Origin of the sequence: Sphingobium sp. B2 (assembly GCF_007693735.1) — a bacterium.
Classification (GTDB): domain Bacteria; phylum Pseudomonadota; class Alphaproteobacteria; order Sphingomonadales; family Sphingomonadaceae; genus Sphingobium; species Sphingobium xenophagum.
Window position 1 is genome coordinate 121,710 of the sequence record NZ_VDBZ01000005.1, and the last position, 12,577, is coordinate 134,286.

A 12,577-nucleotide genomic window follows, 5' to 3' on the forward strand; every position below is an offset into this window, starting at 1 on the left:
GCCGGTTGCCGGGTCAGACCATAATCATGCCCGACCGTGCCGCGATCATGACGGGACGGGTAGAAGTCGCTGCCCGCGGGCACGACATGGACGACAAGCCAAAAGTGCATTGGCTGAGCGTCGCAGGCAAGCCGCAGATTCGGCATACGTAGAGTTACCGATTCTCTCTGATTCAGCCTCGCCGAATAACGGCGGCGCGACGCGATGGGCCTCAGGCCAGGGCGCTATGCCCGATATGCCAGAGCTCAAACGCGAAGAGAAAGGTTCACCGTTTCATGCCCTATCCCGTTGATCAACTCGCCGCGCTCGCCAAAGCGAATGTCGGCCTGATGCTGAAGCTCGCCGAAGTCGCCCGGAAAGGTGGCGAAGAGTCGCTCGAGGTCGGCAACCGCGCCGCCGGCCGCTTCGCCGAAGAGGCGCGTGCCTCGATTGCGGGCGCGACGGACAAGACGTCGGACGCCGGCGCGGTCAGCCCGGCCGGACCGCGGGCACTGTTCGAGGACATGGCCACGGTCCGCGAGCATATGATTGCCGGCACAAGATCGGCGTTCGAGGAATGGCAGCAGGCCTGGCAGGCCGTCGCGAGCGCTCCGACGGCTCCCGGGGCGCTGGATGCCTTTGCTGCCATTGTCGGACCATGGTTCGGGCAGAAAAGCCCGGGCGACGGCGAGAAGCAGGCCACCAGCGACAAATAGGATAGCCCCCGATCGCGGCGAGCCGCCCTAGCCGAGCAGGTGCTGACCGCCATCGACCGGAATGATCGTGCCGGTGATATGGCGGCCGGCATCGCTCACCAGAAAGGCGGCGAGCCCTCCGACATCCTCGATGGTCACGAGCTGGTGCTGCGGGACCGTCGCCGCGGCCCGTTCGAGCAGCTCGTCGAAGCGGTCGATGCCGCTGGCAGCGCGGGTCGCGATCGGGCCTGGCGAGATCGCATGGGCGCGAATGCCCTTGGGGCCAAGCTCAGCCGCGACATAGCGGGTCGCGCTTTCGAGGGCCGCTTTGACCGGCCCCATCAGGTTGTAGTGCTCGACCACCCGCTCCGACCCGTAGAAGGTGACGCACAGCAGGCGGCCGCCATCCGACATCAGCGGCTCGGCGAGACGCGCCATGCGCAGGAAGCTGTGGCACGAGACGTCCATCGCCAGCGCGAAGCCTTCGGCCGAGCTGTCGACGACGCGGCCGTGCAAATCCTCCTTCGGCGCGAAAGCGATCGAGTGAAGCAGGAAATCGAGGCCGCCCCATTCGGACTTCACCCGCTCGAACAGGGCCTCCACTTCGCCCGGCACCCGGACATCGCACGCGGCGAGCCATTCGACTCCCAGGGTCTCCGCGACGGGCGCCACGAACGGCTCGGCCTTTCCGTTGAGATAGGTCGCCGCCAGTCTCGCCCCACAGTCGTGAAAGGCCTGGGCGCAACCCGCCGCGATGCTATGCGCGTTGGCGATACCGATCACCAGGCCGCGCTTGCCAGTAAGATCGACGAGAGGTTTCATGCTTTCGGCTCCTCACGCAGCAGATCGGCGGCGTGGATAGCGATCATCCTTTCCTCATCGGTCGGGATGACGCGGACGGCGACACGGCTGGACGGCGCGCTGATGACTGCATCTCCTCGGAGGTTCGCGTCCGCGTCGAGGTCCACGCCGAGCCAGCCGAGCCGACCGGCGACGCGGGCGCGAATTTCAGGCGAATTCTCGCCGATCCCGGCAGTGAACACGAATGTGTCGAGACCCCCGAGCGAGGACGCGAGAGCGCCGGCCTGGCGCGCGATCTGCCAGACGAAGAGCTCGATCGCTTCCCCAGCGGCGGGCGTTTCGCTGCCGAGAAGCGCGCGCATGTCGCTGGAGACGCCGGACACGCCCAAAAGGCCGGACTCACTGTAGAGGAGATGCTCGACTTCACGCGCCGTCATGCCCCTCTGCTGGAAAAGATAGAGCACCGCGCCCGGGTCGAGCGCGCCGCAGCGCGTACCCATCACCAGCCCGTCGAGCGCGGTGAACCCCATCGTCGTGTCGATGCTGCGCCCCCCGGCCATCGCGCAAAGGCTGGCCCCGTTGCCGAGATGCGCGGCGATCGTGCGGCCACCGCCTGTATCGGGATCGATCGAACGCAGCTGCCGCGCGATATATTCGTAGGAGATGCCGTGAAAACCGTAGCGCCGCATGCCCTCTTCGCCAAGCGCGCGCGGCAGCGCGAGGCGCGTCGCGATCGGGGGCTGGCCATGATGGAAGCCGGTGTCGAAGCAGGCGACTTGCAGCACAGCGGGGCGCAGCCTGGAGACGGCGCGGACCGCGGCGAGATTATGGGGCTGATGCAATGGCGCCAGTGGGCAAAGCGCCTCGAGCGCGGCGAGGAGTGGCGCGTCGACCCGCGCCGGCGCTGAATAGTCGGTGCCGCCATGAACGATCCGATGGCCGACCGCGATCAGATCGTCGCCGACCGAGGCTTCGATCTCCCGCAGCAAATCCTCGAGCAGCGTCTCGTGCGTGATCGTGCCGTCTTTCGTCCAGCGCCGCTCGGCAAGGACATCCCCCTTCGCATCGCGCGCGATCAGGTGCGGCTCAAGGCCGATATTCTCGATCTTGCCGCTCGCCAGCAAAGAGGGCTCATCAGTGCCCGGCTCGGCGTAGAGCGCGAACTTAAGGCTCGACGAACCGGCGTTGAGGCACAGGATTTCAGCCATCGCGGCGCTGTCCCGCAACGCCGGGAGCCGCCTTGGTCGCAGCCCGCGCCAGCAGCACCGCGAGCGCGCAGGAGGCGAGGCGCGTGCGCACGCTGTCTGCCCGGCTGGTGAGGATGATCGGAGCGCGCGCGCCGAGCACCACGCCTGCGGCATCGGCGCCGCCCAGGAAGGTCAGCTGCTTTGCGAGCATGTTGCCGGCCTCCAGATCGGGCACCAGCAGGATGTCCGCCTGGCCGGCGACCGGCGAGACGATACTTTTCTCGCGCACGGCCGCCTCGCTGATCGCATTATCGAGGGCGAGCGGGCCATCGAGCAGCGCGCCTTCGATCTGGCCCCGGTCCGCCATCTTGCAGAGCGCCGCGGCATCCAATGTGGTGCGCATTTTCGGATTGACCGTTTCGACGGCGGCGAGGATCGCGACCCTGGGCTGTTCGATCCCGATCACATGGGCAAGGTCGATCGCGTTGCGCGCGATGTCGGCCTTGTCCTCAAGCGTCGGCTCGATGTTGATCGCGGCGTCGGTGATGATGAGCGGGCGCGGATAGCCGGGCACGTCCATCACATAGGCGTGGCTGATCCTGCGTTCGGTCCGAAGGCCCGTGTCGGACGATACGACCGCGCCCATGAGCTCGTCAGTATGAAGCGAGCCCTTCATCAGCAGCGCGGCTTCGCCGGCCCGCACGCGCGCGACGGCTTCGGCGGCGGCGGCGTGGCTGTGCGGGACGTCGATCACCCGGAAGGCCGCAATATCGACACCGGCGTCCTTCGCCGCATTCGTCATACGCGCCGCAGGGCCGATGAGAATCGGAACGACGATGCCGGCGTCGGCGGCCTCAGCCACTGCGCGCATGGCGTCGGCGCTGCACGGATGGACCACGGCCGTGACGCACGCAGATCCGTCCTTGGCGCGCGCCATCAACTGGCGGAAGCGGTCGTGGCTGGCGATCCGCACGTCGGGAAGCGGCATGCGGGGCCGGCTGACTTTCTCGGTGGGCGCCTTGACCTCGGCCTGGCCGCTGATGACGGTCTCGCCCTTCTGGTTCACACAGGTGCAGTCGAGAACGATGACATGATGCTCGGCGCGCTTCTGCGCGACGGTGACGCAGGCCGTGATGGTGTCGCCGACGCCCACCGGGCGGGTGAAGCGAAGCGATTGGCCGAGATAGATCGCACCGGGCCCTGGCAGCTCGGTTCCCAGGATCGCCGAGATGAGCCCCGCGCCCCACATGCCATGAGCGATGACCCTGTGGAACATGTCCGTTTCGGCATAGACAGGGTCGAGATGCGCCGGATTCACGTCGCCTGACACCGCCGCGAAGAGCTGGATGTCGTCGGCGGACAGCGTGCGGGTGAGGCTGGCCGTATCGCCGACGGCGATCTCGTCGAACGTGCGGTTCTCGATGAGGTTGGCGGCGGCCATGGCTCAGCGCTCCAGCACGTAGCGCCCGGGGGCATCACCGAGCGGCGGATAGTTCCGTTCGGGCGCGCCCATCGCCGGTGGGGCCGCCGCCTCGCCCGAGTGCGATCCAAGCCATGAACTCCATTCCGGCCACCACGACCCTTCGCGCACCTCGGCCCGCTCCAGCCAGGCATCGGGACCTGGCGCCGGGCCATCCTGCATCCGTGTCGCGATGCGATAATGGCGATGAGGATGCCCGGGCTCGGAGACGATCCCGGCATTGTGGCCACCGCTCGTCAGCACGAAGCGGATCTCCGCGCCCGTCAGCATGTGGAGCTTGTGGGTCGAGCGCCACGGCGCGACATGGTCGGTTTCCGTGCCCACCATGAAGATCGGCATGCGCAGCCCCGAGAGCGAGACCGGGTGGCCGCCGGCCTCGTAGCGCCCTTCGGACAGGTCATTGTCGAGGAACAGGCGCCGAAGATATTGCGCGTGCATGGCATAGGGCATGCGGGTGCCGTCGGCGTTCCATGCCATGAGGTCGGTCATCGGCTCGCGCTCGCCCATGAGATAGGTCGAGAGGATGCGCGACCAGAGCAGATCGTTGGACCGCAGCATCTGGAAGGCGCCGCCCATATGGCTGCTGTCGAGAAAGCCGCGCGCCCACATCATCGCATCGATCAGGTTGATCTCCGCCTCGTCGATGAACAGACCAAGTTCGCCCGGCTCGCTGAACTCGGTCTGGGCGGCGAACAGCGTGACGCTCGCCAGACGCTCATCTTCATCGCGCGCCATCGCGGCCGCGGTGATGGCGAGCAGCGTGCCGCCGATACAATAGCCGGCCGCGTGGATCTTCTCGGTGCCGGTAATCGCCTGGATGACATCAACGGCGGCCATCGGCCCAAGCAGGCGATAATCCTCCATGTCGAGATCGCGGTCGGCGCTGTCGGGATTGTGCCAGGAGATGCAGAACACGGTGTAGCCCTGCCCTACCAGCCAGCGGATGAGCGAATTTTCCGGCGACAGGTCGAGGATGTAATATTTCATGATCCATGCCGGCACGATCAATATCGGCTCCGGACGCACCGTCTCGGTTGCGGGCGCATATTGGATCAGTTCCATGACCCTGTTGCGAAACACGACCTTGCCAGCCGTGGCTGCGACCTTCTCGCCGACCCGATAGGCCTCCGTGCCCGCTGCGGGCTCCCCGCGTACCAGGCGTTCCAGGTCGTCGCAAAAAAATCGCGCACCCTCGACAAGGCATTGTCCTCCGGTTTCGAGGATGCGCTGCTGGAGCACGGGGTTGGTCGGGATGAAATTGGTCGGGGACACCATGTCGAGCATCTGGCGGGTCGCGAACTCGACGATCGCTTCGTGGTGCCCGGTGACGCCGCTCACGCCGGTCGTCGCGGCATGCCACCATTGCTGCTGGAGCAGGAAGGCCTGCTCGATCAGGTCGAACGGATGGCGCTTCCAGGCTGCGTCGGCGAAGCGCCGATCCTGGGGCAGCGGATCGATCGCCGGCTCGGGATCGCTGCCGGATGCGCTGCGCATGGCATAGTCGGCGAGCCGCATCAGCTTGCGCCCGCCCTTGGCGGCGAGCTGCAGCTGCCTGCCTGGCGAGCAGAGAATGTGCGTCCACCAGTCGGAAAAAGACTGCGCCAAAGTGGCGGGCGACTGGCCTGAAGTCAGCTGCGCGATGGCGGCGAAGCTCGACCGATCCAGCGTCGTGGCCAGACCGTCCAACGGGTCAGGGATATTGCTTCGACTCTGCACATTTTCGCTCCTGCTGCGGTGCAACAAGCCCTGAAGCGCAGGAAGCCTCTGCGCACTCCGTAGTCCTACGGAGGGATTGCCTCGCATATGCCAGCCCCAGAAGTCAGAGCTCAGCACGACATTGCTGTATGAAAAGCGGCCAAATACGATCAGGAGGCTCAGTGCGGTCGCACGGGCGAGCCAGCTATCCCGCCGAACCAGTCCCGCAATACCGGCGAAAGGGTCTGCGGGTTGCCGCCGATATGGCGAAGATCCTCCGCCAGCAGTGGCGGGCGGACTGCGAGGAAATATATCGCGAGGCCCGTCGTGAGAATGCCAAGTGCGATCAGCACCCCGGCCGCCAGAGCGGGTCTGGTCCGAGAGGCGGCCGGCGCTAACATTTTCTGTCGAGACTCAGTTCGGCGATGATGGGACAATCTGGCCGCTCGTCGCCATGACAGCGCTCGGCGAGATCGACGAGGGTCTCGCGCAGGGTCGTCAGCGCTTCGGCCTTGCGCTGCAATTCCTCCGCCCGCGCCAACGCGACCCGCTTTACATCGGCGCTGCTGCGGCCCGTGTCGGCCCACAGGCCGAGCAGGGTCCGGATCTCCTCGATCGGAAAACCGAGATCGCGGGCCTTGGCGATGAACCGCAGGCGATGGAGGTCACTCTCGCCATAGGCGCGATAACCCGCTCCCCGGCGCGGCGGCGCCGGGATGAGGCCGATCTTCTCATAATGGCGGATCATCCGCTCCGAGACCCCGCTTTGCTTCGACGCCTCCCCGATGTTCACAGCGCTTTCCGGTTGAGGCGCAGCGCGTTGGTGACCACGCTGACCGAGGAGAGCGCCATGGCGGCGGCCGCGATGATCGGCGAGAGCAGGATGCCGAACAGCGGATAGAGCGCGCCCGCCGCCACCGGCACCCCGGCGACATTGTAGATGAAGGCGAAGACCAGGTTCTGGCGGATGTTGGACATGGTCGCCTGGCTCAGCCGCCGTGCCCGCACGATGCCCATGAGATCGCCCTTGAGCAGCGTCACGCCCGCGCTCTCGATCGCGACGTCGGTGCCCGAGCCCATGGCAATACCGACATCGGCGGCAGCCAGTGCGGGGGCGTCGTTGACCCCGTCGCCGGCCATCGCCACCACGCGCCCCTCGCTTTTCAGCCGCGCGACGACGGCACTCTTCTGGTCGGGCAGTACCTCGGCTTCGACATCGTCAATGCCGAGCCGCCTTGCCACCGCCTCTGCTGTGGTGCGGTTGTCGCCGGTCAACATCACCACGCGAATGCCTTCGGCCTTGAGTGCGGCCAGGGCCTCCGGCGTCGTCTGCTTCACGGGATCGGCGATTGCAAAGGCGCCGCCGACGGTGCCGTCGACGCCGATGAAGATCGCGGTGGCGCCATCCCGGCGCAGGGCGTCGGCCTGCTCCGCCAGCGCGTCGGTTGCTATGCCCTCTTCCGAGAGGAACCGCGCATTACCGAGCACGATCCGGCGGCCGTCGACGGTGCCGAGCGCGCCGCGTCCGGTGGGGGAATCGAAGTCGGTGACGTCGCTCGTGGGGATGCCGCGATCCTTGGCGGCCTCGACGATCGCCAGCGCGAGCGGATGCTCGGAGGCCCGCTCGACCGAGGCGGCAAGCCGCAGCAGTTCGGCTTCGTCGAAGCCGGGCGCCGGCACGATCTGGGTGACGGCAGGCCGGCCTTCGGTCAGCGTGCCGGTCTTGTCGACGACGAGCGTGTCGACTTTTTCCATATGCTCGAGCGCTTCGGCATTCTTGATGAGGACGCCGAGCCCGGCGCCGCGGCCAACCCCGACCATGATCGACATCGGCGTGGCGAGACCCAGTGCGCAGGGACAGGCGATGATCAGCACGGCGACCGCCGCAACCAGCCCGTAGGCGAAGCGCGGCTCGGGGCCCCAGATGCCCCAGGCGATGAACGCGACCACCGCGACCGCGATGACCACGGGCACGAACCAGCCCGACACCTGATCGGCCATGCGCTGGATCGGCGCGCGCGAGCGCTGCGCCTCGGCGACCATCTGGACGATGCGCGCCAGCATGGTGTCCCGGCCAACCTTGTCGGCGACGATAACGAGCGCGCCGGTCTGGTTGAGCGTGCCGCCGATCACCGTGTCGGCCTTGGCCTTGGTGACGGGCATGGACTCACCGGTGACCATCGACTCGTCGAGCGAGGAACGGCCGTCCTCGACCACGCCATCGACCGGCACCTTCTCGCCGGGACGCACACGCAGGCGGTCGCCGACCGCAACGAGATCGAGGCTGATTTCCTCTTCACTGCCATCGGAACCGATCCGGCGCGCGGTCTTTGGCGCAAGGTTAAGCAGCGCCTTGATCGCGCCCGAGGTCCGCTCGCGCGCGCGCAGTTCGAGCATCTGGCCGAGCAGCACGAGGACAGTGATCACCGCGGCCGCCTCGAAATAGACGGCAACCATGCCGTCCTCTCCGCGGAAGGCGGGCGGGAACAGCTGGGGCGCGAGCGTCGCGACGACGCTGTAGATCCAGGCGACCCCGGTCCCCATCGCGATCAGGGTGAACATGTTGAGGTTGCGGGTCTTGAGCGAGGCCCAGCCACGCTCGAAGAAGGGCCAGCCCGCCCAGAGCACGACGGGTGTCGCCAGCACGAACTGGATCCATACCGAGATCGACATCGGCACGAGGCGATGGATCGCGGGAAAGAGATGCGCGCCCATCTCGAGGATCAGCACCGGGAGGGCCAGCATCAGGCCGACCCGGAAGCGCCGTGTGAAATCGACCAGCTCATGGCTGGGGCCGCTGTCGGCAGTCACGGTCGCGGGCTCGAGCGCCATGCCGCAGATCGGACAGGACCCGGGATGGTCCTGCCGAATCTCGGGATGCATAGGGCAGGTCCAGATCGTGCCTTCTGGCACCGCGACTGGCGGTGCCGGCGGGCCGAGATAGCGCTCGGGATCGGCGATGAATTTTGCCCGGCAGCCCGCGCTGCAGAAATGATAGCTTTCACCGCCATGCTCGGCATGGTGCGCAGTGATCGCAGGATCGACGGTCATGCCGCAGACCGGGTCCTTGACGCCAGCCGCTGGTTTCGCAGCGCCGTGGCTGCCGCAGCAACCGCCGCCATGCGCCGCTCCATGTGTCTCGTTCATCGCCTTGCTCCTTTCGACGCCTGACGATCTAGGGTCTGACACCGTGTCAGGGTCAATACGTAATCGCCTAAGCGGACAAATCGGCGGGCCCGTTCGCCTGGCCGCCATCAGCCAAGGTCATTGGCAACCGTAAGGCCGTGGTCCTGCGCCGGTCGATGCGCCGTAAACAAGTCGATCGCGCCGGTGATGGTCAAAAGCCGAAACGTCTCGGCCACATGCCTGAAGCCGGCCGCCGCGATCAGGCCGGGGAGCACGCCGTCGGCATTGGGCCGGGTATCATCGATGCCATCGAGCCGCTGCACGGTCAGGCGGAAGGCAAGCCGCATGAAACCCTGCTGGCGGCCATAATCGGCGATCACCAGGCGCCCACCCGGGCGCAGCATGGCGAACATGGCGCGCAGGGTTGCCGCCTTCTCCCTGACCGGCATCTGATGCAGCACGAGACTCGACACGACAGCGTCGGCGGTACCCGGGGCCACGTCCCTGGCAAATCCCTGACGCCAGTCGATATCGGCCCGCCGCACAGCGGCCTTGTGCCGCGCGATGTCGAGCGCCTCGGCATCGGGATCGAGACCGATCACCTGCGTCCTGGGCTCGGCTTGCTTGAGCATCAGCGCGAAGCTGCCGGTGCCACAGCCGACGTCGACGACCGTCTCACCGGCTTTGGGCGCCAGGGCGGCGAGCATGGCGGCACGCCACCGCTTCTCCCGCGTCCACAGGCGGATCGCGCGATCATAGTCTTTCGTCGATCCGGTCCCGAGCGGCGGGGTGTAGGATTGCATTGGCTTCTCCCAACGCGAGGCGTCCGAAACGATAAGCTACATCGACATGGGCGGCGATAGTGTCCCCAGCCAGGCGACGAGCCCGAGAATGACGATCGCAAGACCGCCTTCGACGACGAGGCTCGCGCGCAGCAGCGCCTGCGCCCGTGGCGCGTCCTCTTCCTCGATCGCCTGCGCAAGTGCCGGGGTCAGGCGATAACGGTTGAGCGCGGCCAGGCCCAGCATGCCGGCGAACAGCAGCAGCTTGGCGATGAGCAGCAGGCCGTAGGTCGACTGCCCGAGCGAGGCGATGTTGCCCGGACCGACGAGGAACCAGCCGTTCACCGTCCCGGTCAGGATCAGCAGGGCGACGATGATCGTGCCGACGAGGGAGAAGCCCCGCAACGCTTCCTCGGCGAGCGTGACCCGGTCCATGTCTTGAGCGGCGAGATCGTCGGTTGCGAGCCTGGGAAGTACCAGCGCGAGGAATGCGGCAAGCGCGCCGACCCAGGCGCCGGCGGCGAGCAGATGGATGAGATCGGCCCCCAGTTGCAGCCAGCCCGCCTCGCCTTCGCCAGCCGCGCCATGCCCACTCCAGGCGAGGGTCGCGAGTGCGACCGCGCCTGCCAGAGTGGAGGCGATGAAGGCAGGACGGGATTGCCGGCGATAGAAGGGGATGGAGAGCAGAAGAACGAGGAGCGCGACGAGGCGCGCCTTCAGCGCCGTTCCCATGGACGTGCCGTTGAACAGCTCTGCGACCATGGAAAGATCAGGCTGGGTGAGCGGCAGCCCGGTCATGGCCGCTGCCTGCAACGCGAACCCCAGCGCCGACAGCAGGAGGGCGAGACAGGCGAGACCGGCCACCATTGCTACCATCGGCAGATGCCGCTGTACCATCCGGCCGCCGCCGGGCGCATAGAGCGCGAACAGCGGCAGGCCGAACAACAGGCCGAGATCGACGTAGAGCGCCCAGCGGACGGCGACGAGTGCCACGTCGTTCATGGCGTCACTTGACGGTAAAGGCGAGATTGCCCTGGATGCGGTGCGTGTCGGTCGAGACGACGTGCCAGGCGACCTGATAGCTGCCCGCCATGAGCGGCTTGGCGAGCGTCAGCACGAGCGTCTTGTCGCCTTCGACGGACGTCTTGAAGCCGGTTACCGCCATGCGGTGGTTGGGCATGCCGGGCATGCCGGTCATCACGATCTCGGCGCCCGACAGCTTCGGCATCAGACCTTCACTGAAGGTGAGCGTTATACGCGACGGCGCCGGGACGCTGGCGTTGGCGGCGGGCGTCGAGGACACGAGCTTGGGATGGGCGTAGGCCGGAGCCGAAACACTCAGGCCGACGGCGGCGATGGCTGCGAGCGGCGAAAAGAAGCGCATTTGGACATTCTCCTGTCAGTGACATGAGAGAATACGCAGCCGCGACCTGCACCCCTCGCAATTTTCTTTTTGTTCCCGGACAAGGGTTGCCGGACCATCCTGCGTATTGAGAAGTGAAGACGGAGAAACATCATGGACCACCTCGACGACATGCTCAGCCGGTTGCGGGAAGCGCCGCTCGATCCCCGGCTTGCCGGGCTGGACAGCCGCGTCATGGCCGAGATCGCCCGGCTCCAGGCCATGCCCCGCCTGAGCGCCACGACATTCGGTATCGCCGCGGCAGCAGCCTTGTTCCTGGGAATTGCCGGCTCGGCCGTGCCTGTGCGGTCGACCGAAGCCGGGCCGATATCGCCCTTTGACGCGCGGCTCGCGCTCGCTCCTTCGACGCTGCTGAGTTCACAATGATGCGCGACCGCCGGCTCCTGCTCCTCGTCCTGCTGACCTTTGCCGCGGCGATCGCCGGTGTGGTCATCGGCCGCGTCTATGTGGTTCCGGTGCGCCCGGTCGAAAATGAGTTGCACGACCTGCTCCATCGCGATCTGAAGCTGGACACCGCGCAACATAGCCGTCTCGAGACGATCGAGAAGAACTATGCGATCCGGCGACAGGCACTGGAGGCCGAACTGCGCGCCGATAACGCGCGGCTCGCCGAGGCGATCGAGGCGGAGCATGGCTATGGTCCTCGGGTTGCAGGGGCGGTGGATCGCTCGCACCAGGCGATGGGCGCGCTGCAGAAGGAAACACTCGAGCATATCTTCGCGATGCGGGCCGTGCTGCGCCCGGATCAGACGGACAAGTTCGACGACGCCGTGGTGAAAGCGCTGACGGCCAAGTCCAAATGACCGCGTGCCTCCCCGACTGCTCGGACGGGGAGCTCGCGGCTCTGGCGCTTGGAGGCCGGCAAGCGGCCTATGGCGAGCTGGTCCGCCGGCATCAGGGCTGGGTGCACCGCCTCGTGCGCAGCCATGTCGGGAACCGCGACGAAGCGCTCGACGTGACCCAGGCGAGCTTCGTCGCCGCCTTCGCCGCACTCAACCGCTATGACGCTGCGCGACCTTTTCCGGTCTGGATGTCGCGGATCGTCATCAGCAACTGCCATGACTGGCGCCGCCGCCGCGCGGCCCGCAACTTCTTCTCCCACGCGCTGGCGCTGGGGGAAGCCGAACATGTCGTCGACGAGGCGCCACTACCCGACCAGGCGATCGGCGCCGAGCAGCAGCTGGCAGAGGCCATGAAAGCGATCGCCGCCCTGCCCGCATCGCTCAAGGACACGCTCGTCTTGCGGACGATCGATGAGAAATCGGAAGCCGAAACCGCCGAGATTCTCGGCATCAGCCAGAAGGCAGTCGAGACCCGCCTCTACCGCGCCCGCGCACGCCTCGCGGAAATGTTGAAGAAAGTTTGAGGGGGATGAGGCCACGCTGCGTATTTCCAATAGGTCCGCCCTC

At 66.8% G+C, this 12,577-nt stretch carries 14 protein-coding genes; 4 read left to right on the forward strand and 10 right to left on the reverse strand.

The genetic code is table 11. The annotated features are described in order from the left end of the window. Window positions 1–275: 275 nt before the first annotated feature. Window positions 276–695: a hypothetical protein gene (locus tag FE851_RS22575; RefSeq protein WP_017501314.1), complete on the forward strand. Its 420-nt coding sequence runs from the start codon at window positions 276–278 to the stop codon at window positions 693–695. Window positions 696–722: 27 nt separating this feature from the next. Here FE851_RS22575 and fabI read toward each other — a convergent pair whose 3' ends face one another. The 10 genes from fabI to copC all read right to left on the reverse strand — a co-directional run bounded on the left by fabI (window position 723) and on the right by copC (window position 11,129). Next, on the reverse strand, window positions 723–1,496 hold the full coding sequence (gene fabI, locus FE851_RS22580; RefSeq protein ID WP_066701151.1) for an enoyl-ACP reductase FabI: 774 nt from the start codon (window positions 1,494–1,496) through the stop codon (window positions 723–725). Then, window positions 1,493–2,683: an acetate/propionate family kinase gene (locus FE851_RS22585; protein WP_037448015.1), complete on the reverse strand. Its 1,191-nt coding sequence runs from the start codon at window positions 2,681–2,683 to the stop codon at window positions 1,493–1,495. Before FE851_RS22585 ends, fabI begins: the two co-directional genes overlap by 4 nt. Next, window positions 2,676–4,103, reverse strand: coding sequence for a bifunctional enoyl-CoA hydratase/phosphate acetyltransferase (locus FE851_RS22590; RefSeq protein ID WP_066701152.1), 1,428 nt, complete (start codon window positions 4,101–4,103; stop codon window positions 2,676–2,678). The genes FE851_RS22585 and FE851_RS22590 overlap by 8 nt, the downstream gene beginning before the upstream one ends. 3 nt (window positions 4,104–4,106) lie before the next feature. Then, window positions 4,107–5,828, reverse strand: coding sequence for a PHA/PHB synthase family protein (locus FE851_RS22595; protein ID WP_021245223.1), 1,722 nt, complete (start codon window positions 5,826–5,828; stop codon window positions 4,107–4,109). Window positions 5,829–6,016: 188 nt separating this feature from the next. Further along, a complete protein-coding gene (locus FE851_RS26365; RefSeq protein WP_021245222.1) occupies window positions 6,017–6,190 on the reverse strand; it encodes a hypothetical protein in 174 nt (57 codons plus the stop codon). Window positions 6,191–6,231: 41 nt separating this feature from the next. After that, window positions 6,232–6,630, reverse strand: a complete 399-nt coding sequence (cueR, locus tag FE851_RS22600; RefSeq protein ID WP_145206775.1) for a Cu(I)-responsive transcriptional regulator — start codon at window positions 6,628–6,630, stop codon at window positions 6,232–6,234. Then, window positions 6,627–8,984: a heavy metal translocating P-type ATPase gene (locus tag FE851_RS22605; RefSeq protein ID WP_021245221.1), complete on the reverse strand. Its 2,358-nt coding sequence runs from the start codon at window positions 8,982–8,984 to the stop codon at window positions 6,627–6,629. The genes cueR and FE851_RS22605 overlap by 4 nt, the downstream gene beginning before the upstream one ends. 107 nt (window positions 8,985–9,091) lie before the next feature. Beyond that, window positions 9,092–9,766, reverse strand: a complete 675-nt coding sequence (locus tag FE851_RS22610; protein ID WP_017501308.1) for a class I SAM-dependent methyltransferase — start codon at window positions 9,764–9,766, stop codon at window positions 9,092–9,094. Window positions 9,767–9,802: 36 nt separating this feature from the next. Next, window positions 9,803–10,747: a copper homeostasis membrane protein CopD gene (gene copD / locus FE851_RS22615; RefSeq protein WP_007406374.1), complete on the reverse strand. Its 945-nt coding sequence runs from the start codon at window positions 10,745–10,747 to the stop codon at window positions 9,803–9,805. A 4-nt stretch (window positions 10,748–10,751) separates the two neighbouring features. Continuing rightward, window positions 10,752–11,129, reverse strand: a complete 378-nt coding sequence (gene copC / locus FE851_RS22620) for a copper homeostasis periplasmic binding protein CopC (protein ID WP_007406420.1) — start codon at window positions 11,127–11,129, stop codon at window positions 10,752–10,754. Window positions 11,130–11,261: 132 nt separating this feature from the next. Here copC and FE851_RS22625 point away from each other — a divergent pair, with 132 nt between their 5' ends. From FE851_RS22625 to FE851_RS22635, 3 genes are read left to right on the forward strand one after another with little or no spacing between them, the layout of a single operon-like run. Then, the gene (locus FE851_RS22625; RefSeq protein WP_007406394.1) at window positions 11,262–11,534 is read left to right on the forward strand and encodes a hypothetical protein; all 273 of its coding nucleotides are present in this window, start codon (window positions 11,262–11,264) and stop codon (window positions 11,532–11,534) included. Further along, window positions 11,534–11,971 (forward strand): periplasmic heavy metal sensor, encoded by a 438-nt coding sequence (locus FE851_RS22630; RefSeq protein ID WP_025550099.1) that lies wholly within the window; start codon window positions 11,534–11,536, stop codon window positions 11,969–11,971. The genes FE851_RS22625 and FE851_RS22630 overlap by 1 nt, the downstream gene beginning before the upstream one ends. Next, window positions 11,968–12,534, forward strand: coding sequence for an RNA polymerase sigma factor (locus FE851_RS22635; RefSeq protein WP_145206776.1), 567 nt, complete (start codon window positions 11,968–11,970; stop codon window positions 12,532–12,534). Before FE851_RS22630 ends, FE851_RS22635 begins: the two co-directional genes overlap by 4 nt. The last annotated feature ends 43 nt before the right edge of the window (window positions 12,535–12,577 follow it).

Bases quoted from the DNA above. Each gene is read 5' to 3' on its own strand.
- FE851_RS22635 (WP_145206776.1), top strand. From the start codon at position 11,968: ATGACCGCGTGCCTCCCCGACTGCTCGGACGGGGAGCTCGCGGCTCTG.
- FE851_RS22585 (WP_037448015.1), bottom strand. From the start codon at position 2,683: ATGGCTGAAATCCTGTGCCTCAACGCCGGTTCGTCGAGCCTTAAGTTC.
- copC (WP_007406420.1), bottom strand. From the start codon at position 11,129: ATGCGCTTCTTTTCGCCGCTCGCAGCCATCGCCGCCGTCGGCCTGAGT.
- FE851_RS22625 (WP_007406394.1), top strand. From the start codon at position 11,262: ATGGACCACCTCGACGACATGCTCAGCCGGTTGCGGGAAGCGCCGCTC.
- fabI (WP_066701151.1), bottom strand. From the start codon at position 1,496: ATGAAACCTCTCGTCGATCTTACTGGCAAGCGCGGCCTGGTGATCGGT.
- copD (WP_007406374.1), bottom strand. From the start codon at position 10,747: ATGAACGACGTGGCACTCGTCGCCGTCCGCTGGGCGCTCTACGTCGAT.
- FE851_RS22630 (WP_025550099.1), top strand. From the start codon at position 11,534: ATGCGCGACCGCCGGCTCCTGCTCCTCGTCCTGCTGACCTTTGCCGCG.
- FE851_RS22610 (WP_017501308.1), bottom strand. From the start codon at position 9,766: ATGCAATCCTACACCCCGCCGCTCGGGACCGGATCGACGAAAGACTAT.
- FE851_RS22575 (WP_017501314.1), top strand. From the start codon at position 276: ATGCCCTATCCCGTTGATCAACTCGCCGCGCTCGCCAAAGCGAATGTC.
- FE851_RS22605 (WP_021245221.1), bottom strand. From the start codon at position 8,984: ATGAACGAGACACATGGAGCGGCGCATGGCGGCGGTTGCTGCGGCAGC.
- FE851_RS22590 (WP_066701152.1), bottom strand. From the start codon at position 4,103: ATGGCCGCCGCCAACCTCATCGAGAACCGCACGTTCGACGAGATCGCC.